This window comes from Pedobacter frigidisoli (assembly GCF_004331675.1).
GTDB lineage: Bacteria > Bacteroidota > Bacteroidia > Sphingobacteriales > Sphingobacteriaceae > Pedobacter > Pedobacter frigidisoli.
The window spans coordinates 230,292-253,309 of the sequence record NZ_SJSN01000009.1 but is presented as its reverse complement, the minus strand read 5'-3'; the positions used below and the strand labels follow the sequence as shown (position 1 = coordinate 253,309).

Annotated in this window: 19 protein-coding genes; 3 read left to right on the top strand and 16 right to left on the bottom strand. The window is 36.7% G+C overall.

The genetic code is table 11. The features are described 5' to 3' along the window. The 5 genes from tnpA (EZ449_RS13370) to EZ449_RS13350 all read right to left on the bottom strand — a co-directional run. Nucleotides 1-230: IS66 family insertion sequence element accessory protein TnpA (tnpA, locus tag EZ449_RS13370; RefSeq protein WP_131559576.1), on the bottom strand; the 230-nt coding region annotated here is incomplete at its 3' end. A 35-nt stretch (nucleotides 231-265) separates the two neighbouring features. After that, nucleotides 266-2,215, bottom strand: a complete 1,950-nt coding sequence (locus tag EZ449_RS13365) for a Z1 domain-containing protein (protein ID WP_131559574.1) — start codon at nucleotides 2,213-2,215, stop codon at nucleotides 266-268. Nucleotides 2,216-2,384: 169 nt separating this feature from the next. Beyond that, nucleotides 2,385-2,876 carry a hypothetical protein gene (locus tag EZ449_RS13360; protein WP_131559572.1) on the bottom strand — a complete coding sequence of 164 codons (492 nt, stop codon included), beginning with the start codon at nucleotides 2,874-2,876 and terminating at the stop codon, nucleotides 2,385-2,387. 290 nt (nucleotides 2,877-3,166) lie between these two features. Continuing rightward, complete coding sequence (locus EZ449_RS13355) at nucleotides 3,167-3,475, bottom strand: hypothetical protein (RefSeq protein WP_131559570.1); 309 nt, start codon at nucleotides 3,473-3,475, stop codon at nucleotides 3,167-3,169. 554 nt (nucleotides 3,476-4,029) lie between these two features. Then, nucleotides 4,030-4,263 (bottom strand): hypothetical protein, encoded by a 234-nt coding sequence (locus EZ449_RS13350; RefSeq protein ID WP_131559568.1) that lies wholly within the window; start codon nucleotides 4,261-4,263, stop codon nucleotides 4,030-4,032. 741 nt (nucleotides 4,264-5,004) lie between these two features. Between EZ449_RS13350 and EZ449_RS13345 the strand changes: the two genes are divergently transcribed. Continuing rightward, nucleotides 5,005-6,654, top strand: a complete 1,650-nt coding sequence (locus EZ449_RS13345) for a M28 family metallopeptidase (RefSeq protein WP_131559565.1) — start codon at nucleotides 5,005-5,007, stop codon at nucleotides 6,652-6,654. A gap of 1,152 nt (nucleotides 6,655-7,806) precedes the next feature. Here the strand turns inward: EZ449_RS13345 and EZ449_RS13340 are convergent. Next, entirely contained in the window at nucleotides 7,807-8,409 is a 603-nt protein-coding gene (locus tag EZ449_RS13340; protein WP_131559563.1) for an outer membrane beta-barrel protein, read from the bottom strand. Nucleotides 8,410-9,033: 624 nt separating this feature from the next. Continuing rightward, nucleotides 9,034-9,591, bottom strand: a complete 558-nt coding sequence (locus EZ449_RS13335; protein WP_131559561.1) for an NADPH-dependent FMN reductase — start codon at nucleotides 9,589-9,591, stop codon at nucleotides 9,034-9,036. 100 nt (nucleotides 9,592-9,691) lie between these two features. On the opposite strand from EZ449_RS13335, the gene EZ449_RS13330 reads away from it, so the two are divergent. Then, complete coding sequence (locus EZ449_RS13330) at nucleotides 9,692-10,897, top strand: MFS transporter (RefSeq protein ID WP_394347143.1); 1,206 nt, start codon at nucleotides 9,692-9,694, stop codon at nucleotides 10,895-10,897. A 109-nt stretch (nucleotides 10,898-11,006) separates the two neighbouring features. On the opposite strand, the gene EZ449_RS13325 is transcribed toward EZ449_RS13330, so the two are convergent. The 7 genes from EZ449_RS13325 to pyrE form a co-directional block, all read right to left on the bottom strand. Further along, on the bottom strand, nucleotides 11,007-11,663 hold the full coding sequence (locus EZ449_RS13325) for a hypothetical protein (protein ID WP_131559558.1): 657 nt from the start codon (nucleotides 11,661-11,663) through the stop codon (nucleotides 11,007-11,009). Between the two features lie 154 nt (nucleotides 11,664-11,817). Then, nucleotides 11,818-14,418 (bottom strand): ATP-dependent chaperone ClpB, encoded by a 2,601-nt coding sequence (gene clpB, locus EZ449_RS13320; protein ID WP_131559556.1) that lies wholly within the window; start codon nucleotides 14,416-14,418, stop codon nucleotides 11,818-11,820. A gap of 521 nt (nucleotides 14,419-14,939) precedes the next feature. Then, nucleotides 14,940-15,407, bottom strand: coding sequence for an IS200/IS605 family transposase (tnpA, locus tag EZ449_RS13315; protein WP_131559554.1), 468 nt, complete (start codon nucleotides 15,405-15,407; stop codon nucleotides 14,940-14,942). A 50-nt stretch (nucleotides 15,408-15,457) separates the two neighbouring features. Further along, nucleotides 15,458-17,158 (bottom strand): alpha-L-rhamnosidase-related protein, encoded by a 1,701-nt coding sequence (locus EZ449_RS13310; RefSeq protein ID WP_131559552.1) that lies wholly within the window; start codon nucleotides 17,156-17,158, stop codon nucleotides 15,458-15,460. Between the two features lies 1 nt (nucleotide 17,159). After that, nucleotides 17,160-19,820, bottom strand: coding sequence for an alpha-L-rhamnosidase (locus EZ449_RS13305; RefSeq protein ID WP_131559550.1), 2,661 nt, complete (start codon nucleotides 19,818-19,820; stop codon nucleotides 17,160-17,162). 150 nt (nucleotides 19,821-19,970) lie between these two features. Beyond that, nucleotides 19,971-20,369 carry an SRPBCC family protein gene (locus EZ449_RS13300; protein WP_131559549.1) on the bottom strand — a complete coding sequence of 133 codons (399 nt, stop codon included), beginning with the start codon at nucleotides 20,367-20,369 and terminating at the stop codon, nucleotides 19,971-19,973. Nucleotides 20,370-20,416: 47 nt separating this feature from the next. After that, nucleotides 20,417-21,076 (bottom strand): orotate phosphoribosyltransferase, encoded by a 660-nt coding sequence (gene pyrE, locus EZ449_RS13295; RefSeq protein ID WP_131559548.1) that lies wholly within the window; start codon nucleotides 21,074-21,076, stop codon nucleotides 20,417-20,419. Between pyrE and EZ449_RS13290 the strand changes: the two genes are divergently transcribed. Then, nucleotides 21,075-21,686: an NUDIX hydrolase gene (locus EZ449_RS13290; RefSeq protein ID WP_131559547.1), complete on the top strand. Its 612-nt coding sequence runs from the start codon at nucleotides 21,075-21,077 to the stop codon at nucleotides 21,684-21,686. The two genes, pyrE and EZ449_RS13290, sit on opposite strands and share 2 nt — an antisense overlap. A 151-nt stretch (nucleotides 21,687-21,837) precedes the next feature. Here EZ449_RS13290 and EZ449_RS13285 read toward each other — a convergent pair whose 3' ends face one another. After that, complete coding sequence (locus EZ449_RS13285; protein WP_131559538.1) at nucleotides 21,838-22,446, bottom strand: hypothetical protein; 609 nt, start codon at nucleotides 22,444-22,446, stop codon at nucleotides 21,838-21,840. After that, a complete protein-coding gene (locus EZ449_RS13280) occupies nucleotides 22,436-22,939 on the bottom strand; it encodes an RNA polymerase sigma factor (protein ID WP_131559536.1) in 504 nt (167 codons plus the stop codon). Before EZ449_RS13280 ends, EZ449_RS13285 begins: the two co-directional genes overlap by 11 nt. Nucleotides 22,940-23,018 lie beyond the last annotated feature (79 nt).

The following is a 23,018-nucleotide window of genomic DNA, read 5'->3' as shown; positions in this document are numbered from 1 at the left end:
GCCTTGATAATTACTCCGTTTGGGTAAATAACCTCTACAGCTGTCGAAATAGCAACTGGAGGGATGGTAACTCTAACAAAATTGGGAACAGCTTGTTTTCGTCTATTGCGCGATACCCAGTTGGCAAAAGTGGTACGTTTGACTCCAAGGGTCTTGCAGTATTCATTCTGGCTAAGCCCACTGGTGCGCCAAGCCTCAACTGCTAACATTTTTTCTTCTGATGTTCTCATATATTTCTTTTATGCAAAGAAAAACATCGTGAAAGTTATTTAAAAGATGTACTTGGTAGGCTGCTTACGTCCACTTCACACTCTTCAAACATTTTTTTTACGATTGTTTTCCATACAAATGTGTCAAGCGGAACCCCTAAATCGTAATTCAAATTTCCTTTATCAATTAAGTCAAGAATATTTTCAAACTGCTCGAATGATATTGTGAAAGACTTTCTGATTGTGTTGGTAAAACCATTTATGGAACGTAGGTATGTGTCAATCTTATTTGTGATTCTTGTTATTTCTGTCTTTCCTTTGGTCTCAAAACCATAAGGATACTTAGTTTTATAACTGCGAAGAGTTGTTACATTACCTAAACGAATTCTATTTGGGCTTGTTGGTTTAATTCTTCCTTGTTCGCTTGCTTGCATTAGAACAATTTCGTGGTCTGTCTTCTTCTGTAATGATTCTCTCAACGCTTCATCAATCTGATGGATTTCTTTCATTCTTTCAAATATCCTTTCAGTTGTGTACATCCTTGTTAATGCAATATCTGCCTTTGAACGATTACCGTACATTCGGGCGTGTTGTAAAACGGTGTCCATTTGAGAGGTTTGTGGGTCTCTACCGTAAAAAATTCCAAGTAGATTATCTATGGTGATTCCTCTGTCAAGTACCTGACCTCCAATAAAGAAATTTAAAGCTGTTTCAAGTCTTAATTGGCCGTCGTCGTTAGCTAAATCTATTACTCGTTGGTCAGAGTTAATCACGAATATTTGATAATCCTCCAACTCCAATATTTGTGAAATTACTTTTTGAACTTCTTTGAAATTCGGTACGTTCTCAACCCAGTCAAGTTTTTCGGCTTTCTTGAACGAAATAATTAAGTCATTTTCATAATGGTCTTTGTACATATCAATTGCATTGCCATTATTGTTTTTCCATTCCGATTGTAAAAAGTCTAAATATTTTTGGACTAATGTTTCTTGCCAAACCATTTTAGTTTTGGCGGTGTCTAGATGAAAAATGAATGAATATTTAGAAAGCTGATAGTTTTGTAATACTGCTGAACCGCCACTTTTAATTTGTTGAGCTCTTCTAATTGCAACTGCTACAATAAATTTTTCAATGGATTTTCTAAATACTTGAAGCTTGTCAGTTGTTGCAACATTTCGTTCAATTCTTAAATCTTGTTTTTTAGATTTTAAAGTTGCTACATCAGTTGGTGTAGCCTGTATATGTATGTGGTAGGCAGGATTGTCTATATCCTCGCTATCTTCAAAATACACTTTTCCACCAACGTAGCCTGGATAAGCCTCCAATATTTCAGTAAATTTCGGTCTTACTGGTTTGTAAACTCCTGATGCTGTAACTATTTCGTTTGGTTGAAGATATAAAGCATAGGGCGTTGCTGTAACTTGTAAGAAATATCCTTTCTCTAATGCCTTTCTAAATTCATTTAGTTTTTTTGCAGTTTCTAATAATTCAACTTCATCCTTTTTCCCTTTTGCACCTATAGAACCTGTGTCGGCTTCATCATCAATTATGAGTACATTTTTACCACATAATTCTGAATTATTTATTTTGAATGCTTTTGTTAGTTTTCCTATACTACTTGGATTCTTAATCGCAATAAAGACTTTCTTATTCAATAGTTGAGATTTTTTAAGAATGGTGTCGCCAAAAGTATGGGTATAGTAGATGTTTATGTGTCCTTGCTCCTCAAATTCCTGAAATTCCTTTCTTATTCTTCTCGTAGTTTGCGTGCCAAGTAATTCTGAATTTTTTGTCAGAACAACCGCAACATCAATTCCTCTGTCAAACGCTTCTGCAATAACCCCAATAAATGCTGTTGTTTTGCCACTTTGAATTCGACCAAGCAAAACACCAGGATTTTCGGAGCTTGTCTTGCTTGTTAGTAATCTGTCAACAGTACTTTTTACAGTGTCCTGCAATGGCTTACTGTATTTTCTGTTGGCCGAATGAATTGAGTAAAATTCCATATAGTCTTAATATTATTTGACTGTCGAGTTGTTAAGGTTAAATGTAAATGCTCACTAGTTGACTGGATGCTCTCTTCGGATATCATGCCATAATAATAAATTAATAGCTGTAATCACTTTAGTCCATAATTGATTGAGGTTTAAAACTAAAATACTCCGTCTTAGTAGATTATCTTTTATTTCCCATTGGTGTATATATTGGGTTTATAGAAACAAAGCCATGCTCTGAATCTCTAAAATTTATTGTTTTTAGTTCAAATTTGATATTCGCAGGGAGTTCTTGAATTAGAGTATTTAATTTAGCAATGGAGTTTGATAATATAATTTTTTTAATAATATCTTTTGAAATTGGTATTTTCTTATCATTTATTTTCTTAATTAAATCACTTTTTTTCATTTCCAATGAGATCTTTATTTCAAGTTGGAGTAATATATTATAGTCGTTACAATCAAGAATTTTGTTTTTGTCAAAATCAATTCTATTAACGCTTAATTTTTTAATTAGAAGTCCCTTTTTTATAGGTATGCGAAGTTCTCGCAAAAGTTTATTTTTTTTGTCAGGTTGTTTTAAAATCAAATTAAATTCGTCAATCTCGATCTTAGAAAAACAATTTAGGCTTTTTAAAGCATTGACAATTGAGGTCATTTTTTTTTCTTTCATTGCTCTAAATTACATCACAATCATTAAGTTGCAACTCTTAAATATATAAAATCATACATTGAAATAATTGCTTATAACAAATGTTGAAGGCCCAGGTCACCAGACCGAAAAAACTTTCTATATAAATGCTATAGACATTAACTTTTTTTACTGGATAATACTTTAGCAGCATAATTCATTTTTGATTTGAATTACAACGCTGTTTTCAGACAGAGTTGTAGTTTTCATTAAAAGTTTAAGTGACCACGAAAAAAGTGAACATTCAAACCAGAGGGGTCAGTACTTATTTCCTAAAGTCTATATTTTCCATCTGATTTTCTTTGGTAGTCTTTTGGGTAATAATCGCCATCAGCTTTCCTTTCAAAGTTCTTCGGATAATAATTACTGTCAGGTTTTCTTTCCCAATTTTTTGGATAATAATTTCCATCAGCTTTTTTTTCAAAGTCTTTCGGGTAATAATTTCCATCTGCTTTTTTCTCCCAATCTTTTGGGTAATAATTGCCATCTGCTTTACATTCTGTGGCTCCTGTTTTGTAATCCATTATTTGCTGTGCAACTTCAGGGAAAATTGATACTAAATAATTAATCTGATTATTCATTTTGTTTTGATTTAATTGATAATCTTTGGCTTTGAGCAGATTCAATAGTAAGTTACCTATTCTTTTAATTCATTGTCTTTTGACTTGCAGCTAACCCGTGAACATACCTAACTCGATATCGAATAATATCACTCCATACCTCATTTGCATATTTATAATTGCGTTTTTTAATTGTATTCACTAAACTTCAAAGAAGCCTACAGTAGTTCTAGAAACAAACCAACATAATGAGCGCATCGATTAATTTAGTTCCCTAAAGTAATAATTTAAATTCCTCCTCCACTACGGGAAACCGTAAAACATTGTGATAATTATCAATGCAAATAAATTTTTGAAAACTGATTTATTTTTCCAATATTGCTTTACGATTTCGCAACATTAACCGTTCTGAAATCATCCCTGATAAGATCTGAATAATAAAATTGGTCTTCGCCTTTCGGCTTGTTTTTAAGCAATAAACATCCTGGTTCTTGCTTAAATGTCTAAATAAAATTTGCAAAATCAGCCTAAATCTTCCCTGCGATAATTTAATTTTTAACCGCTAAAACCAAATATTATGGCATCAACATCAGAAGTAGGCTACGCAAAACAACTGGCCGAGTAATGAGGTTGCCACGTTCCGATGAAAAATTGTCTCTCGTAATGACGAGTGGGTTAGCCAGGGTGTTAGTTTGAGCATTATTTGGCTGTAAAACACTCACGGTTCCTCCACTCTCTTTCTGCTCTTTTTCCGTCCTTGCGAGAACATTCTCCGATTCTTCATCGGTAATGTTCGTGGCAATCTCCACCTTGCTTTTGCCAGTTCAATAGCAGCAATGAGGTTGCCACGAAACAATGAAAAATTGTTTCTCGCAATGACGAGTGGGTTAGCCAGGGTGTTAGTTTGAGCATTATTTGGCTGTAAAACACTCACGGTTCCTCCACTCTCTTTCTGCTCTTTTTCCGTCCTTGCGAGAATATTCTCCGATTCTTCATCGGTAATGTTCGTGGCAATCTCCAGCTTGCTTTTGCCCATTCACTAGCAGCAATGAGGTTGCCACGAAACAATGAAGAATTGTTTCTCGCAATGACGACCGTCCTAGGCATGCCGCTTCATTGCCTGGTGGCCACCGACCCACTTTAAAATTATAGCAACCTAGCCAATCCTAGCTGTACTATTTTCGCCACCTAGCCCCGTTAGAGCGGAAAGCCCGCAATGCCGATTCTTCATCGGCAGCGGCTTGCAGAGATAGCGGGACTAACAATAATCATCGCTTCTGCCATTGCGCTCCAAATCCTTAATCAATAGTGAGATTTCTCTATCAAAACATAAGATTTCCACTCATTCCATTGCTTAATGGCTTACCAATGGACTTTAAAAATTATAGCACCCAGCCAAACAAAGGTGTGCCATTTCGCCACCTAGCCCCGATAGTAGTGGAAAGCCCGCAACGGGAGCAAACATTATAATTGCTTCTATCCCTGCGCTCCAAAATCCTAAAAACATCAAATCGCTATTTTTTCTTAAATTACCTTCCTAAAATATCCTCATGAAGAAAACCATACTTTACTTATCGGCCATCGCTTTTTGTATATCTTCCTGTAAACAATCAGTAGAAAACAGTTCAGATGGACCAGATTCGACCGCTATAAAAGCCATTAATGATAGCAGCCTCACAAAATACTTATCGGTAATTGCCGCCGATAGCCTAGCGGGAAGAAAGCCTTTTACCGCGGGTGAAACCAAAACCATTAACTATTTAAAAACGGCATTTGAACAATTGGGTCTGGAGCCCGGCAATGGCGATAGCTTTTTTCAGGAAGTGCCGATGGTAGAAATTAAATCGGTTCCAGAGGCTAAAATGTTGATTAAGGGTAAATCGGCAAGCTTAAGTTTGAATTATCTGACTGATTTCGTGGCTGGATCGCGTAGGGTGCAAGATCAGGTGAGCGTTACCAATGCCCCATTGGTTTTTGCTGGTTATGGAATTGTGGCGCCAGAATATGGTTGGAACGATTATAAGGATTTGGATGTGAAGGGAAAGATTGTGGTGGTGATGATTAACGATCCAGGTTTTGCAGATTCTACCTTGTTTAAAGGCAAAAACATGACTTACTATGGTCGCTGGACGTATAAATTTGAAGAGGCCTCGAGACAGGGTGCCGCCGGGATTTTGATTATTCATGATACGGAACCTGCCGCCTACCCATGGACGGTGGTAAGAAGTGGCTGGTCGAAATCGAAACTTACGCTTCAAATGGCAGATAATGGCATGAATAGGACGGTAGTGGAGGGTTGGATTACGCTTGATGTAGCCAAACAGCTTTTTAAAATGGCCGGACAAACTGATGCGCTTTTCAGTGCCGCCCGTAAGAAAAATTTTAAGGCGGTTGATTTAAACTTAACTACATCGCTTACGGTGAAAAATAAGATTAAAAAATCGGTTACTTATAACGTGCTCGCTAAAATTTCGGGCGATAAGAAAAAGGATGAAGCCATCATTTATTCTGCCCATTGGGATCATTTAGGCGTGGGAGAGAAGATTCATGGCGATTCGATTTACAATGGCGCCGTGGATAATGCAACTGGTGTGGCTTCGTTATTTGAAATTGCCTCGGCCTTTAAAAAACTACCAAAGAAACCTGAAAGAACGATTTTATTTATTTCTTATACCGCAGAGGAGCAAGGTCTTTTGGGTTCGGAATACTATGCCAAACACCCAACTTTTCCCTTAGCAAAAACGGTGGCAAACATTAATATGGATATGATGGGCATTGCGGGGAAAACGAAGGATATTGTGGTTTATGGCTTCGGCCAATCAGAACTGGAAGATTATGCTGCGGCATCTGCGAAGAAACAAGGTCGTGTATTGGTTCCTGATCCGGTTCCATCGTCGGGCTTGTATTATCGCTCTGATCATTTCAACTTGGCAAAGGTTGGAGTTCCATCTTTATTTACCGGATCGGGCGTAGATAATGTTACAAAGGGTAGGGAATGGGGCTTAAAGCAAGTGGCCGATTTTACGAAGTTTCGTTACCATTCTCCACAAGATAACTTCGATGCCAAAGCCTGGGATTTATCGGGTATTGTAGAGGATGTGAGAATGCTTTTCGATATGGGTTATCGGTTAAGTAATGAGGATGTTTATCCGAAATGGAAAGATGGATCGGAGTTTAAAGCGATTAGAGAGCAGAAGTAATCTTTGGGAGTGTAATCCATTTTAAAAAGGCCAAAATTATTTGATTTCGCTCTGAAATCAATTACGGCTTATACGGAATTAATGAGCAACAAAAATGATGATTTGGAAAACGAAGTTCAGTATTCCATGGAGGTTTTTAGCCCCGCCATTCGCTATAGCCCCGATAGAAAATAATCGGGGGCTGCCGCTGCTGTCTGGTTTATTTAACAAACGTTAGCGCTTTTGGCTAAACAAATACCATGGTCGGTCGTCCTCCTTAACTTGATTCAGGATCTTATTGCCCTGCAATGATTTCAAAACCAAATTAATAAGTTTTCTTCAACACGAAGAAAAACCACCCCTTGCCCCTCCTTGAAAATAAGGAGGGGAGCTGGGCAGTGCATGTTGTAAGTTTGATGATCATATTTATGTCGTTGGATTTAAAGCTACCGAACCCAAAATTTATGTACAAAACTTTCCTTAGTACATACAATTCCCCTCCTATTTTAGGATGGGGTTAGGGGGTGGTAAATGCCAAGCAAGGTCTCCATCCTGAACTTGATTTTGGATCTTAATGGCCTGGCAATGATTTCAAAACCAAATTAATAAGTTTTCTTCAACACGAAGAAAAACCACCCCTTGCCCCTCCTTGAAAATAAGGAGGGGCAAGGGGTGCATGTTGTAAGTTTGATGATCATATTTATGTCGGTGGATTTAAAGCTACCGAACCCAAAATTTATGTACAAAACTTTCCTTAGTACATACAATTCCCCTCCTATTTTAGGATGGGGTTAGGGGCTGGTAAATGGAATAAACGGTCATTTTCCTGAATTTGATCCCGTCACTATCGGACTAGGATCAATAGAAATAACTAACCATACAAGGAATTTAAGAACATTTAAGTTGGGCTCGTAACTTATATTGCCTTATATTCCTTATATGGTTAGATCTTAATGGGCTTGCAATAGATGGACAGGATAAGCACAGATAAAAAAACTCGTAAATAAATCTGTGTTTATCTGTGTAAATCTGTGGCAAAAAAGGCTTAAGTTAATGTCATTGGGGAGTTAGAGATGGTAAACTTGTTGCAAGAACCTGTCCTAATAAAAAAGCCATAGATGAGCAGATTAAGAATCTGCTCATCTATGGCTTTCGCTTTGTAAAATATTCCGATTAGAAATGGAACTGTACGCCCAATTTTGGAGCAAAAGTATCTGCTTCTAAACCGAATGAGTTTGCTGTAGCTTCGCCACCAGTAATTTCGTTTTTAACTTTAAGGTTGTTGTAACCTAAACCATTAACCGAAACTTCGATACCAATTCTCTTTGTAGGGAAGAAAGCAAAACCTGGTGCTACGTTAACACCAATTGAAGTTGTTGTAGCATATTTAGCGCCCACATTTCCTTGTGCATCTACAACTTTGTTGTTTCCAAATTCCATTGGCACAGAAAGTTGTCCGAAGAATTTAAATTGATCTGATAAACCAATGTAGTAACGGCCGAAAGGCGCAACTTTAAATGCTTGGTTTAAATTGTTATCGCTAACTTCTTTGTTGTAAGTATAGCCAACTCCCGTACCGATTGCAAAGTTATCGCTTACAAAATAACCAACACTTGGTACTACGCTGAAACTTAAATCTGATTTTGCAGCACCTTCTACTTTTGTAGAATTAAAGCCAACATTACCACCTAAAATGATTTTTCCTTTTTCTGTTTGTGCGTTTGCTCCATACACTAAACCTGCTACTGCTACGATTGATAATAATAGTTTTTTCATCTTTTTTATTATTTATTTGTTTGAAAAATACAGTCAATTTTTACTTTTTTAATTTCTGACTATATTCGCCTAAAAGTCAATATCGATGCCAAGAAACGCTGTCACAGTCATCTAAAAATCAGTTTTCTGTCAACTGCTTAATAGATAATCAGATATAAAATTGGTATTAATTCTTTATTATTTTTGTGTGACGAAAAACTAATCGTTTGATTAACTTTTTGAGTGTGCCAAATTGACAATCTGACTTTTTTTGTATAAATGTCAGTTTTTAATCGGAAGCAATGACATCTTTTAGGAGTACTCTTATGGCGATTAAGATTGAAGTAGTAGAATTTTGCTCTGTAATTCTAAGTTTAGACTTTTAACCACACAAGGATCAAAAGAAAATTAGTTTCTAGTTATTTAATTTTCTTTTGAATGTCTTGTGGTGATATTTTTAGTAAAATGCAAATGGAAATTGATAGACAATTCGCCAAATATTGCTCCCATCGATTTAAAATAATCACCGTAGAAAATCTGCGAAAATCCTCTTAATCTGCGGGAAATATTTTTAGGTTTCTGCTTCAGCATTAAGATTCTCGCGTATGTGGGAATGGCGAAAATCTATATCACAAGAAATTTGATCTAAACGCTACAAGCAGAAATTAGGTTTTCGATTTTTCTTTTGATAATGCCTATTGCAGCTTCGTCAATTAAGTTTCCATCGGCATCGAATTTATTCTGCGCCTGTGCAACTAAAACCTCTGGCTGTAAAACAGGATTCATATTTAGAAAAGTGAAGACAGGAAGAAAGGCAGTCTGCATGCGAACAGTTCCCCACATACCTTGCGTAGCACCCATTAAGGCGACAGGTTTATGCATTAATGGCGAATCTTTTCCTCTACTGGCCCAATCGATAGCGTTCTTTAATCCGCCAGGGATAGAATAATTATATTCTGGTGATACAATAACAAAGGCATCCGCTTTAGCCAAAGCATCTCTAAACTTAACAACACTTGCTGGTCTTTCCGCAACCTCTGGAATATCATCATCTGCGTTATACACAGGAACATCATCAAAAGATGCGATTTCAAAATCAATCCCTTCGGGAACTAGTGACGCTGCAAATTTGAGAAGCATTGCATTATAAGATCCTTTTCTAAGGCTTCCGCAAAGGCCGACAATTTTTCTGTTTTTTTCCATAGCTAATAAACCCCAACTTAATAAAAATGTTTCGACACAACAAGGACATATAGTGCCACCTGCAAAAATTATTATGTTTATTTTTGGTCAGTTTAAAATTATGATGAACGAGCAAACCACCACCCAAAACTTAGTAGAAAAAACCGTATTTCCGATTCTATTTGCACTGAGTTTTTCTCATTTATTAAATGATACCATCCAATCATTAATTCCCGCTATTTATCCAGTTATTAAAACAAGCTATGGATTAAGTTTTTCACAAATTGGATTAATTACGTTAACATTTCAACTGGCAGCATCGCTTTTACAGCCTTTTGTGGGTTTATATACTGATAAAAAACCTCAGCCGTATTCCTTGGCGATAGGCATGGGCTTTACCTTAACCGGATTAATTACGCTTTCTCAATCATCACATTTTTACACCATGCTAATTTCTGTGGCATTAATTGGGGTAGGTTCTTCAATATTTCATCCTGAAGCTTCTCGAATGGCTCATGCTGCATCTGGAGGGAAGAGGGGATTGGCACAGTCTGTTTTTCAGTTGGGCGGAAATGCAGGCAGTTCTTTAGGACCTCTTTTGGCAGCCTGGATAATCGTTCCGTACGGACAATTCAGTGTGATTTGGTTTTCCATCATCGCCCTTTTGGCCATCGTAATTTTAACCTATGTTGGAAATTGGTATAAGGGATTTGTGCTTGCCCGCAGTAAGAAAGCCAATGTTCAAGCTGTGGTAAATCAGTTTTCGAGAAAGAAAGTAATTTTTGCGGTATCGATTTTATTGCTGTTGATTTTCTCGAAATACTTTTACATGGCGAGTTTAACTAACTATTTTACTTTCTATTTAATCGATAAGTTCCATGTTTCGGTTCAAACTTCGCAGATTTATCTTTTTGTTTTCTTATTCTCGGTAGCTGCGGGGACATTATTAGGTGGCCCAATTGGTGATAAAATTGGTAGGAAGTATGTGATTTGGGCTTCTATATTGGGAACAGCACCCTTTGCTTTGCTATTGCCTCATGCCAATTTATTTTGGATAGGGGTTTTAATTGTTCCTATTGGGATGATTTTGGCCTCTGCCTTTTCTGCGATATTGGTTTATGCGCAAGAATTAATTCCTGGAAAAGTAGGCTTAGTAGCGGGCTTGTTTTTTGGCTTTGCTTTTGGAATGGGGGGGATTGGATCGGCTTTATTGGGTAGACTAGCCGATGCACAAGGCATTAATTATGTATTTAATATTTGTGCATTTCTGCCCCTTATCGGATTATTAACTGGTTTTTTACCGAATATAGAAACCAAGAAGAAATAGCAATTCCTGCCTATTTCAAGGCAGGAGTTGTTATTATAGTAAAGAATTACCCTTTCAATCAATTAAATATTTAAAGTTTTTATTGACTGTTTTTCTCATGAAAGCTTTATTAAAAATGAAAATTAATAGTGAAAGTAGGCGTAAAGTTATCAAGTGCAAACCTCAGGTTATTCGTTTTGTCAAAATTGTATAGTGATTCTGACGCATAGTAATTCTGATGGAAGAATGTTAAAATCGGGAATGAAAAGTCAATGCTCGAATCATCAGAGAGAAGATAAGTGAAGCCAGGCGTTAAACTAGCTCCAAGTCCTTTAACCCTGGCATCAGTCTTTATTAAATAACCCTGATCGTCTATTCTATTAAAAGTATTGATTTGAAGTAGCAAGTTCGCTTGAGCGAAAAACTTAAATCGATCTTTAATGTCAACATATTTGCGAATAAAAGGGGAGAAGCCGAAACTAAATTCTTTTGGGCCATATCGATCTTTATATCTTCCTTCCTCTTCATCCCAAGAAATGTAGCTTTCGCCTCTAAGTTTCGATAGATTTAATGGTATTTCTAATCCAACAGCTAAATTATTGGCCAAAAAATAGCCTCCACGAGGTGTTGCCGTAAAAGTGTTTAGCGCAGGTGTAATGCTGTTCTGTTTGGAAGTTCCGAAGCTGAGACTTATTCCAGCAAAGCCAGTACCTTTCTCTGTTGTTTGCGCATAGCAATGCCAACTGACGGCGCATAGAAGCGCCATGATCATTAATTTAAGTTTCATTTTATTTGTGTTTTTTTGTGTGTAATCAATAATAATCATTATCGAAACAAAAAACAAAAAATTAAACTATCAAATTAGTTACTTAATGTGTTGAATAACAGTGCAAAAAAAAAATCCCACAGAAATTAATCTGTGGGATTTACTAAGCTTATTTTTATACTGTTTTCTGATTGAGGAATACAAAATTATGATCGAACATATCTAACTTAATTTTGCTGTCTTTATCTATCTTACCCGCCAAAATCTCTTTCGAAAGCTCGTTTAAAATTCTTTTTTGAATCACCCTTTTCAATGGTCTAGCACCAAACTGCGGATCGTAACCCAACTGTGCCAACCAATCCAAAGCTTCATCGCTGGCTTCCATTTCAATGCCCATTTCTGCAAGTGTTTGCTGAACATGTTTAAATTGCAAGCTTACAATGTTTCTAATTTCGCTGCGGTTCAACGGCGTGAACATAATCAACTCATCAATACGGTTTAAAAACTCCGGACGAATCGTTTGCTTCAGCACCTCAAACAACTCATTTTTGGTCTTAGCAATCACTTCATCACGATTTTCATCACTCAGATTTTTGAAATTATCCTGAATCAAGTGTGCGCCAATATTCGAAGTCATGATGATGATAGTGTTTTTAAAATTCACCGTTCTGCCTTTATTATCAGTTAAACGGCCATCATCTAAAACCTGTAACAGTATGTTAAACACATCTGGATGTGCTTTTTCGATTTCGTCAAGCAATACCACCGAATAAGGTTTACGTCGAACGGCTTCAGTTAATTGTCCACCCTCATCGTAACCAACGTAGCCTGGAGGCGCACCAATTAAACGAGAAACCGCATGGCGTTCCTGATATTCACTCATATCAATTCTAGTCAATGCATTTTCATCGTTAAATAAAAACTCTGCCAATGCTTTGGCTAATTCCGTTTTACCAACACCAGTTGTTCCCAAGAAAATGAACGATCCAATAGGCTTTCTTTTGTCTTGCAAACCTGCACGAGAGCGACGAATCGCATCAGAAATAGCTTCAATAGCTTCATCTTGACCTGCAACACGTTGGTGAAGTTCCTCTTCAAGATTCAATAATTTTTCACGCTCACTTGCAATTAGTTTTGTAACCGGAATACCTGTCCAACGGCCAACCACACCCGCAATATCATCAGCAGTAACCTCTTCTTTAAGCATTCGGCTATCGCTTTGCAAGTTTTCAAGCTCCGCTTTTACCTTTTCTATCAAATCTTGAGATTCCTTGATTTTTCCATAACGAATCTCTGCAACCTTGCCATAATCTCCAGCACGTTCAGCTTGCTCGGCTTCTAATTTATAGTGTTCAATTTGTTCTAGTTGATTATTTAATGAATCAACCAAATCTTTTTCGCCTTGCCATTTTGCTTTTAACTGATCTCGTTCGGCAGATAAATTCGCAATCTCTTCTGATAAATCCTTAACCTTTCGGTCGTCTTTTTCTCTTTTAATGGCTTCACGCTCAATTTCCAAACGCATAATCTCACGATCAAGTGCATCCACGTTTTCAGGCACACTATCCATCTCCATGCGCAACTTCGAGGCCGCTTCGTCCATTAGATCGATAGCTTTATCGGGTAAGAAACGGTCGGCAATATATCGCTGACTCATCTCCACAGCCGCAATAATTGCCTCATCCTTAATCCTCACTTTGTGATGCGTTTCGTAACGTTCTTTCAACCCACGAAGAATGGAAATCGCATCTTGGGTATCAGGTTCATTTACCATTACCTTTTGGAAACGACGTTCTAGCGCTTTATCTTTTTCTAAATATTTCTGATATTCATCCAAAGTAGTTGCGCCAATAGCACGTAATTCTCCACGAGCCAAAGCAGGTTTCAAAATATTAGCGGCATCCATTGCACCTTCACCACCACCAGCGCCAACCAAAGTATGGATCTCATCAATAAAGAGTACAATCTCTCCATCGCTTTGCGAAACCTCTTTTACAACGGCTTTCAAACGTTCTTCAAACTCACCTTTATATTTTGCACCAGCGATTAAAGAGCCCATATCGAGCGAATAAACCACCTTGCTTTTTAAGTTTTCAGGTACATCGCCTTTTATAATTCTGAAAGCAATACCTTCAGCAATCGCCGTTTTACCAACACCTGGTTCGCCAATTAAAATTGGGTTATTCTTTGTTCTACGAGATAAAATCTGAATTACCCGACGAATTTCTTCATCGCGACCAATAACCGGATCAAGCTTTCCGCTTTCTGCGTATTCGTTTAAATTACGAGCGTATTTGCTTAAGGCTTGATAAGTTGCCTCCGCATTTTGATCGGTTACACGGTTATCACCACGTAATTCGGCAATGGCTTTTTTAAGGTCTTTTTCGTTAACACCTTGCTCTTTTAATAACTTTGAAGTGCTATCATTAACGGCTAAGATTCCAAGCAATAGATGTTCTACAGAAACAAATTCATCTTTAAATTCTTTTAAAAATGTTTGCGCTTTTTGTAAAACGCTATTGGTATTTGATGACAGATAGGCATTGCTTCCACTCACTTTCGGGAATTTTGCGATCTCGTTATCTAAGTTTTGATTCAATGAATTTAAGTTAACGTTCAATTTCTTTAATACATAAGAAACCACGTTTTCATCAACAGTAAGCAAACCTTTAAGTAGATGTGCCGTTTCAATAGCCTGTTGCTGATTGCCTTGGGCTATTTCGGAAGCCTGTTGAACAGCTTCCTGGGCTTTTATCGTAAAATTGTTGAAGTTCATATTACCGTTTTAGTCAAAACAAATGCCATGATGATTTTGATTTTTGAATCGGAAATTTTGTCGGTAAGGATTATTTTTGTGAGACTAATTGGCTGAAATTTAGTGATTTATACTGAAATTTTGTCTTGCTAAGAGTATTTAAAAACGATTTGGAAATGTATGTTTAATGCTTGGCAATTGCAGCCCTTCTTTCCATTACAAGGTTGTGTTACAAATGGGTAGCACCTACGGCGCATAAATACACATTGCCTATTTTACAAACAGGTAGCCCCTATGGGGCAAAGATACATGCTGCTCTTGTTAAATTGGCCTCCCCGATGGTGCAATAGGGGAATGTAGGCTTGCTGTAAGGTAGCGCTTACCGCCCAAAGATATCCTAGTGCTATGCAAAATGCATAACAACTATATGCCAAAACTAGCATCTGCCCCATCGGGGCTACCCATTTGTAGAAAAAAAGGCATTTGTTAAAATGTCTTTTTATGAAAATTTTTTATTTGTTTATGCCCCGTAGGGGCTACCCTTAAGTATCGAGTAAATCTTTAAATAAATATTTGTCGTCGTAATCAATTTTATTATCACGAAGTATCGATATATATTCTGTTTTAAAATCTTTCTTTTTGTGGTGTTCTTTTTGATTTAGAATATATTTAACGACGGCATCAATCTGGGAGTAGCTATTGCTAAATGCACCATATCCTTCTTGCCATTGGAATTTTTGATTCGTGAAACCCTGTGTATTAACAAATTCTGAGCTATCGCCTTTGACCAATCTCATCAAATCTGAAATGGATTGCTTTGGATTTAATCCAACAAACATGTGCAAATGATCGGGCATGGAATTAATCGCAAGCATTTTATGCTCATTATTTTGAACTATTCCAGTAATGTATTTATGTAAGCTATCTTCCCAATCTGAAAGAATAATAGATTTTCTGTATTTGACTGCGAAGACGAAATGAATGTGCAATCGAGTGTAAGTGTTTGGCATAAAGTAATTTGGTTAAAATTTCAATCAAATTACAAATTTAAAGTGATTAGTTAGCGAACCACCTTAACCCCTCTAGGCGCTTTAATTTTGGTTTTAATTTTTCCGTTAACTATGGTATGTTTAACACTTAAAATTCCATAAGGCGTTGGAAAAGTACCTTTTGCGAAAGTTAAATCTACTAGGTTGGGTTTAATGCGAATTTTTTTGCAGCCAGGTTCCAGAACAGAAATCCCTAAAACATGTTCTGTTAGCCATGGCGTAGGACCTGAAGCCCAACCATGCGCTAAACTATGGCGGAAACCGATATAACAATAAGCGCCGTAAGCACCATGGGTATCTATTTTACCTTCAGGAACCAACTCATCAATCCGACTGGCATTTTTTAGCCAATCCATATTAAAATCTTCCCAAAAAGTTGTTGCGCCTAAGTTTAGCATGGCACCCCAATACTCACGGATAATATTAATGCCACCTTGATAATCATCAGCTTTTGCTTTTGCCTGTAACATGTAATAGCCAAAAAAAGTAGAGAAGTTTTTTGAACCACCATTAGAGATGATATTGTTTGCATCCTTAGCACTCATCAAATTCGACAACGAAAGAAGTGCTGCAGCCTGTTTAGAATCATTGGTTTCTGGCAAATGTTTCTTTAATCTCGAAACTGCTTCCATGCACTTGTCTGCTGTTTCTTGGTCACCCATTTTGCCAATTAAATCAGCTCCAGCATCTAAGGATAAAATCATCATAGATTGTAAGCCCGCATGAATTGCTTTAGGATCTTCGCTCGATGGCCAATCTAAAAAACGTTGGCCATCCAAATGCTCTTTATTGTCAGCATCGATTTTTTGAATGAGGAGATTTAGTAAATCTTTAAGGTAGGTTTGTTGCTCTTTCAAGTAATTTAAATCGCTATTGTGATAATACCAATCACGTTGATTAATAATCCACCACATAGAATAAGCGCTAATTCCGTTCATCCAATTGGGTAGCGGTGTGGTTTCTTTTGCAAAATCCAAAGATTTTGGAACTACTTCATTATAACCGAATACTGCATTTATAGTCGAAATTTCAGGATTTAAATCACCCACCCAAACTAATCGATCGCGTTTAACGCCATCCCAAAGATAATCTTGCATATTCAGCTGAACGGTGTAGGCACCAGTTTTCCAGATCTTATTCAACAATGTATCACTACAGTTAAACGATCCTTTGTATTCCAAGTTTCTATATCTCGAAATTGCCCGAGTTTCTTTCAGAATAAGTTTAGTATCATTATCGAGCAGATCAATCCTAACAAAACGAAAACCTGTATTCCCGATTTCTGCAATGCCCAGCCATGGTAGCAAAGTTTCTTGATCTCGAATGGCATGATCATTAGTAGCACCGCCTTTTCCACCGATATCAGACATCGCCTCGCTTGCAGATTCGCCAAAACGGATACGAACTTTAATGGGTTTATTTCCTGCCCAAATGCCAGTTACAATCTGAATTCCACCTTGAAGCTCTTTGCCAAAATCTAATAAAATACTGGATTTAGAACTTTGCTTATTCTCCAGAATACACATATTCTCATTTCGAACATCTGCCTGACCTGTGCCGATTTGTAAAAGTCTGCCTTGATTTTTTACATCACCAGTAGTCCATAAAACCCTTTTCGGACTAAGGTATTCGGTTATTCTTTCTTGGGCATTTAGTTTTGTATCAAAAAGAAGCATTGCTATAAAAACAAAATAAAGGTGGAGTCTTTTCATTTTATTTCCAGTCGAAAGTATAAGAGCCAGATTCTAATTGTGCTGTAGAGTTGGATATAACTTTTCCATTCAGGTAAACTTTTAAATCTTGCTCTTTTGGAAGTACAACTGATGCAGTGGAATTTGCGGGAACAATAACTTTGTATGAAATTCCATTGCCGCTTCGTTTCCAAGAGGAGGTAATTTCTCCGTATGGACCAGTATGTTTCGCTTCAAATTGATCGAGTCCTTTTACAAAATGAGGCGCTAAAATCACGTTTTTAAATCCAGGTTTTTCAGGATCAGGCTTAATTCCTCCGGGAGATTTATATAACCAAGCACCAATTTCACCGAACATGATGTGGTTCATCGAAATATCTGATTTTGCATCTATTGGCCAATTTTCATACAATGTTGTTGCACCGTTTTCCATCCACCAACCCCAGCTTGGATAGGTTTTTTGTGCAGCAATTTTGTAAGCAACATCACTATATCCATTTTCTGATAATGCATTCAAAATGGCTTTAGTACCCAACAATCCAACATCTAAATGGAAACCATCAGCTTCTACTTTCTTTGCTAAATTACTAGCAACTAATGCTATAGATTCTTCTGGAACAATTTTCCAATAAAGCGGAACACTCATTTCCGTTTGTACGCCTGATGCATAAATTCCTGTAGCCTTATTCAAATATTTTCCATTAAATGCATCTTTGATCTTTTTCGCCAATGCTGTATATTTTTCATAGTCAGCTGTTTTGTTTAGAATTTTGGCAGCTTTTGCTAAAATGATTACGTCGGCATAATAGTAACAAGTTGAAGTTAGCTCTACTGGAGATTTAGATTTAACAGGAATCCAATCACCTAAACCCCAGGTTGTTAATCCTGTTGGATAAGTTTCATCGATATGATTCACATATTTTCTGATATTTTCATAGCAATCGGACAGCAGTTTTTTATCGCCATAAAATAAATAAACATTCCATGGAATAATGGCGATGGTGCTCGTCCAATCTGGTCCATTTCCCCACTCGTAACCCCAACCATCAGTTGGTATAATTGATGGAAGAACTCCATTTGGCTGCTGCTCATCACGATGATCAGCTAACCATTTTTCATAAATCGTAATGCCATCAAAACCATATAGGCCAGTTTCTATTGCGATTTGTGCATCACCAGTCCAACCGTTTTTCTCCCTTTGCGGACAATCAGTTGGATAGCCAAACAAGTTTGATAAATAGGAATTATTTGTAGCGTAATAAATTTTATTGATAATTGGTTCAGAAGATTTTACATCGCCTAAAACAGGAACATCGCTGTGCATGAAATAACCAACGAGACTTTCTTTTTTGAGTTCGATTGGGCTGGAAGTGGTTACTTCAACATATTGAAAACCTTTATAATTGAAATGCGGCATGAAACTTTGCTCACCCTTACCACTTAAAATTAAAATATCAGTTTGAAATGGGTCGGTATTATCTGTTGGGCGATAATGTGCATCGATATTAGAAATATCCAATCTGCCGTTTGTATACAAACGCTCCCCATGTTTTAATCTAACCACAGTTCCGGAAGCTCCACTCAAAGTGATTTTACTCACACCTGAAATATTTCTACCCAAATTAAAAAGATAAGTAGTATCATTAATTTTCTTTAAATCTTTGGTTGCAATTTCTTCTACGTTGCGGATAGGATGGAGTGCTTGTGCCACAATATTTCTAGATGGAGCAGAACGGTAGATCACATTTTTCCAATCTTTATCATCAAAATCTACCGTGTTCCAACCCGCTTTTTCAAGTCTTGCATCGTAATGCTCAGCCGTGTAAATGCTGTTAAAAATTATCGGACTCAAAGCCGTTTTCCAGTTTTTTCCAGATTTGATAATTTCTACCGTACCATCATCATAAGTAATTCGAACATCCAGACAAAAAGTTGGTCGGTTGCGCCATGGAGCCTTTTCAAAATCCCATACGGCAGTAGATTGATGATTGTACCAACCATTTCCAAGCAGTACACCAACAGCGTTTTTGCCTTGGATAATTTCTTTAGTTACATCGTAAGTCACATACAGCGTTCTTCTATCAAAACGAGTGTACATTGGATCCATACGGTGGTTGCCAATCTTTTTCCCGTTGATGGAGAGTTCGTATAATCCGCCAGCGGCGATGTAAACTCGGGCAGATTTCACTTTTTTTGCTGTTGTAAATGTATTTCTGAAATAGGGTGCAGGTTTTAGCTTAATGTTTTCTGAATCGGATATCCAAGCGCCTTGCCAATTGGCCGTGTTCATCATACCCATTTCAAAACTGGCAATTTTACTTATCGTCTTTTTCGTTGAGGTAGTAACTTCAACTCTCCAAAAATATTTAGTAAAAGGTTTTAGTGATTGGCCAGAGTAGGTAATCAAATTATCACTTGACTGTATGATCCCGGTATTCCAGTTTCCATTACCTTTTAGTAAAGCAAGAGAATCGGTATTTACAGAAATACGATACGCATTTTGTTTAGCACCCTGACTTACATCAGCCAATTGCCAAGTAAATCGTGGGTTAGCATTATCTAATCCGATTGGATTAACCAAATATTCTGTTTTTAATGCGATTAATGAAGATTGTGCAAAAGAATTGGCAATAGGGAAAAGGCAAAAAAGCGAGACAAATATCTGTAGGGATTTTAGCTTCATAGTTTAAGGGTTATTCGAAAACTAAGGTATCAAAATTTAATTCCTGTAAAAGAAAAGCAATGGAATTTTTACGTATAAAAAAAGCGAAGATAAATCTTCGCTGTGTATATAAATCTGGTGCCAAAATAAACTCAGCATCACTATGAATAATTATCCTAAAATTTCTTTTAGCTTTTGAGTTTGATGATCAACTAATTTTTGAAGTGGACCAGAAGCCAACATTTTCATCATCATATTTAAATCTGCAGAGATAATGTGTTTAGCGGTTGTTGTACCGTTTCCGTTATCTTCAACAGTCCATTTTAACTCCACATCAAATGGTGCTTTTTCTGATGGAATAGCTTTTAATTCTTGATTTTCAACACGATTAGAAATCTTAATCGCCAATTTAGCCATGTTTTGAATGGTAAAACGAGCATCATCCTCTGTCGATTCCCAGTTGTAAATGTTTTCGGGCATTAACTGTTGATGATTGTTCATATTTGAGAGAAAAGCATAAACCTCATTTACAGGTTTATTTACTTCAACAGCGCTTTCGATAATCGTCATTATATATTTTTATAGGTTAGTTTTTTTTTAGATTTGGAAATTCAAACTTAAGACTCAGGACTTATAACTTGTCCCCATTCTGATGGATTCAAGCGCCATTTTCCTAATAATTCCATATCATTTTTTGCGATAATACTGTGCTCAGCGGCATAATCAATTAAAGCTTCGTAATTTGATAAAGTGATGTAACGGCATTTAGCTGCTGCAAAATTTTCATCCGCTTTTTCAAATCCATAGGTAAAAATTGCAGCTAAGCCAGCAACAGATAAACCAGCTGATCTTAACGCTTCAACCGCTTGTAAACTGCTTTTTCCTGTTGATATTAAATCTTCTATAACCACCACACGTTGACCTTCTACTACTTCGCCTTCTATTAAACTTCCTGTTCCGTGTTCTTTAGCTTTTGCCCTAACGTAGATAAAAGGTAAACCCAATTCTTGTGCTACCAAAACCCCCTGTGGAATTCCAGCTGTTGCCACACCTGCAATAACATCAACCGAACCAAATTCTTCTTGAATTGCTTGTGCAAGTTTCTGACGAATATAAGTTCTAACCTGAGGGTGGGAAAGGGTAATTCGGTTATCGCAATAAATTGGCGACTTCCAACCAGATGCCCATGTAAAAGGATTATTAGGTTGTAATTTAATTGCCTTTATTTGTAATAAAAATTCCGCTACCTTTAATTCAATATCACTTTTATTATACATGGCCCAAAATTACAGAATTTATATTAACGATAACACCTTGTTTATCTCTGATGTTTTACCTGAACAAAAAGAAAAAATTCAACAGCTTGAATTTCAGGATTTTGATTTACAAACATTTTACAAAAAATTAAAAAATGGGTCGAGAAAAAGCTATATTTTCTTAACCAAAAACCCCAAAGAAACTTTTAAGAAGCTTAAAAAGGATTGTACCATAATAAAGGCTGCAGGTGGTTTGGTAGAAAGTGTTAATGGTAATTACCTGTTTATTTTTAGAAATAAAAAGTGGGATTTACCAAAAGGTAAGCTCGAAGATGGTGAAAATATGAAAGAAACTGCTGTTCGTGAGGTAGAAGAAGAATGTGGAATTAGGGTTTTTAAACGGGAAGAAAAGCTTTGCAAAACGTATCATGTTTATCCAATGGGTTCGAAAATGGTTATTAAAAAAACCAACTGGTATAAAATGAAAGTGAAAGGCGAACCAAAGCTAATTCCTCAAAAAGAGGAGGGAATTGATGAGGCGGTTTGGTTGGATAAAGGCCATATCGGTCCAGTTGTTAAAAATACTTTTCCATCGATTATGGATGTGTTGAGGGCTGGTGGGATTTTGTAAGATAGGGTTGTACCCATGATTGAAATCATGGGTAATATTACAAATTGCAAAGTTTACAGTTCAATGCCTCGCTGCATAACCCACGATTTCAATCGTTGGAGACATGAAAAATCTGCGTTCATCCTTTATATCTATGGTTGAAAATAGGTTTCTAACTCTCATAATCCAAATCATCAACCACTTTTTTAACACGTTTCAGGTACTTTCCGTAATAGTACCAGGCCCAGAGTTCGGTAATTGCGCCAATAATCAATATGGAAATAAAACAATTTAAGATAAGGTAAACAGGAGAAAGCTTGCTCAGAATTCTTGCAAATATAGAGGCTTGCTCCACAAACAGATAAACAGCGAAAAATGCCAGTCCGATAAAAGCAATGATGTAAGTAAGCGCTTTATAAAGTTCGATATTCAGTTTCATTTCATAGAAAAACCACAGAATACTTTTCCGACTGTCCATACTCATATCGTACGAGTTTTTGTAAAATCTATAAAATTTGAAAAAATAATAAGCTGTGAATCCACAGGTTACAGCGTAGAAAACCATATAAACCATTTTCATATTAGCACTGAAATTAAAGAAATATGGAATAACAACCATTAAAACCAAAGCCACAATTTGGTAATTAAACTCGTGTTTCATCTTTCTCCTGATGATATCAATTGGTGTACGGGCTTGTTTAATTTTAAGCATATCTTCCGAAATGTTGGTTTCTTCAGCACCATCTGCATTCCATTCGTTTTTTAATTCGTCAAAATTCATAACCATTTTTCTTTATGATGAATTGTAATTTTTCTTTAGTTCTGTTGAGTTTTACTCGGGCATTTACTTCACTGATACCCAGGTTTTCGGCAATTTCTTTGTGCGATTGATTTTCGAGAAAGAGAAATATTAAAGCTTTTTCAACCGCATTTAATTCCTGAACAGCTTTGTATAAGTAGGCGAGTTTTTCTTCTTTTGATTCATTTTCGTTAACATCAATCACATCGATGTTTTCATCAAGCGGTGTTTTGTCAATTTTTCGATTATCCTTTTTGAAGTAAACCAAAGCAGTATTTAGGGCTACCCGATACATCCAGGTAGAGAATTTGCTGTTACCCTTAAAAGTTGGGTAGGCTTTCCAAAGCTGCATCACGATTTCCTGAAACAAATCCCGCTGTTGCTCAGCATCATCCATATACATCTTCGAAACTTTATGTATAATCGCTTTGTGCTGATTTATCAGGGAGAGAAATATGGCTTCAGTTTCTTTCATTTAAGGCTTTTGGATTGGCTAAATGAATAGAATTAGTTGAAAATGTAACAGGGTTTTCTAAAAATCTTACATGTTTGAG

Coding starts and splice junctions, on each gene's coding strand:
- EZ449_RS13365 (WP_131559574.1), bottom strand. CDS start 2,215: ATGGAATTTTACTCAATTCATTCGGCCAACAGAAAATACAGTAAGCCA.
- EZ449_RS13360 (WP_131559572.1), bottom strand. CDS start 2,876: ATGAAAGAAAAAAAAATGACCTCAATTGTCAATGCTTTAAAAAGCCTA.
- EZ449_RS13355 (WP_131559570.1), bottom strand. CDS start 3,475: ATGAATAATCAGATTAATTATTTAGTATCAATTTTCCCTGAAGTTGCA.
- EZ449_RS13345 (WP_131559565.1), top strand. CDS start 5,005: ATGAAGAAAACCATACTTTACTTATCGGCCATCGCTTTTTGTATATCT.
- EZ449_RS13340 (WP_131559563.1), bottom strand. CDS start 8,409: ATGAAAAAACTATTATTATCAATCGTAGCAGTAGCAGGTTTAGTGTAT.
- EZ449_RS13335 (WP_131559561.1), bottom strand. CDS start 9,591: ATGGAAAAAAACAGAAAAATTGTCGGCCTTTGCGGAAGCCTTAGAAAA.
- EZ449_RS13330 (WP_394347143.1), top strand. CDS start 9,692: ATGATGAACGAGCAAACCACCACCCAAAACTTAGTAGAAAAAACCGTA.
- EZ449_RS13325 (WP_131559558.1), bottom strand. CDS start 11,663: ATGAAACTTAAATTAATGATCATGGCGCTTCTATGCGCCGTCAGTTGG.
- clpB (WP_131559556.1), bottom strand. CDS start 14,418: ATGAACTTCAACAATTTTACGATAAAAGCCCAGGAAGCTGTTCAACAG.
- tnpA (WP_131559554.1), bottom strand. CDS start 15,407: ATGCCAAACACTTACACTCGATTGCACATTCATTTCGTCTTCGCAGTC.
- EZ449_RS13310 (WP_131559552.1), bottom strand. CDS start 17,158: ATGAAAAGACTCCACCTTTATTTTGTTTTTATAGCAATGCTTCTTTTT.
- EZ449_RS13305 (WP_131559550.1), bottom strand. CDS start 19,820: ATGAAGCTAAAATCCCTACAGATATTTGTCTCGCTTTTTTGCCTTTTC.
- EZ449_RS13300 (WP_131559549.1), bottom strand. CDS start 20,369: ATGACGATTATCGAAAGCGCTGTTGAAGTAAATAAACCTGTAAATGAG.
- EZ449_RS13290 (WP_131559547.1), top strand. CDS start 21,075: ATGGCCCAAAATTACAGAATTTATATTAACGATAACACCTTGTTTATC.
- pyrE (WP_131559548.1), bottom strand. CDS start 21,076: ATGTATAATAAAAGTGATATTGAATTAAAGGTAGCGGAATTTTTATTA.
- EZ449_RS13285 (WP_131559538.1), bottom strand. CDS start 22,446: ATGAATTTTGACGAATTAAAAAACGAATGGAATGCAGATGGTGCTGAA.
- EZ449_RS13280 (WP_131559536.1), bottom strand. CDS start 22,939: ATGAAAGAAACTGAAGCCATATTTCTCTCCCTGATAAATCAGCACAAA.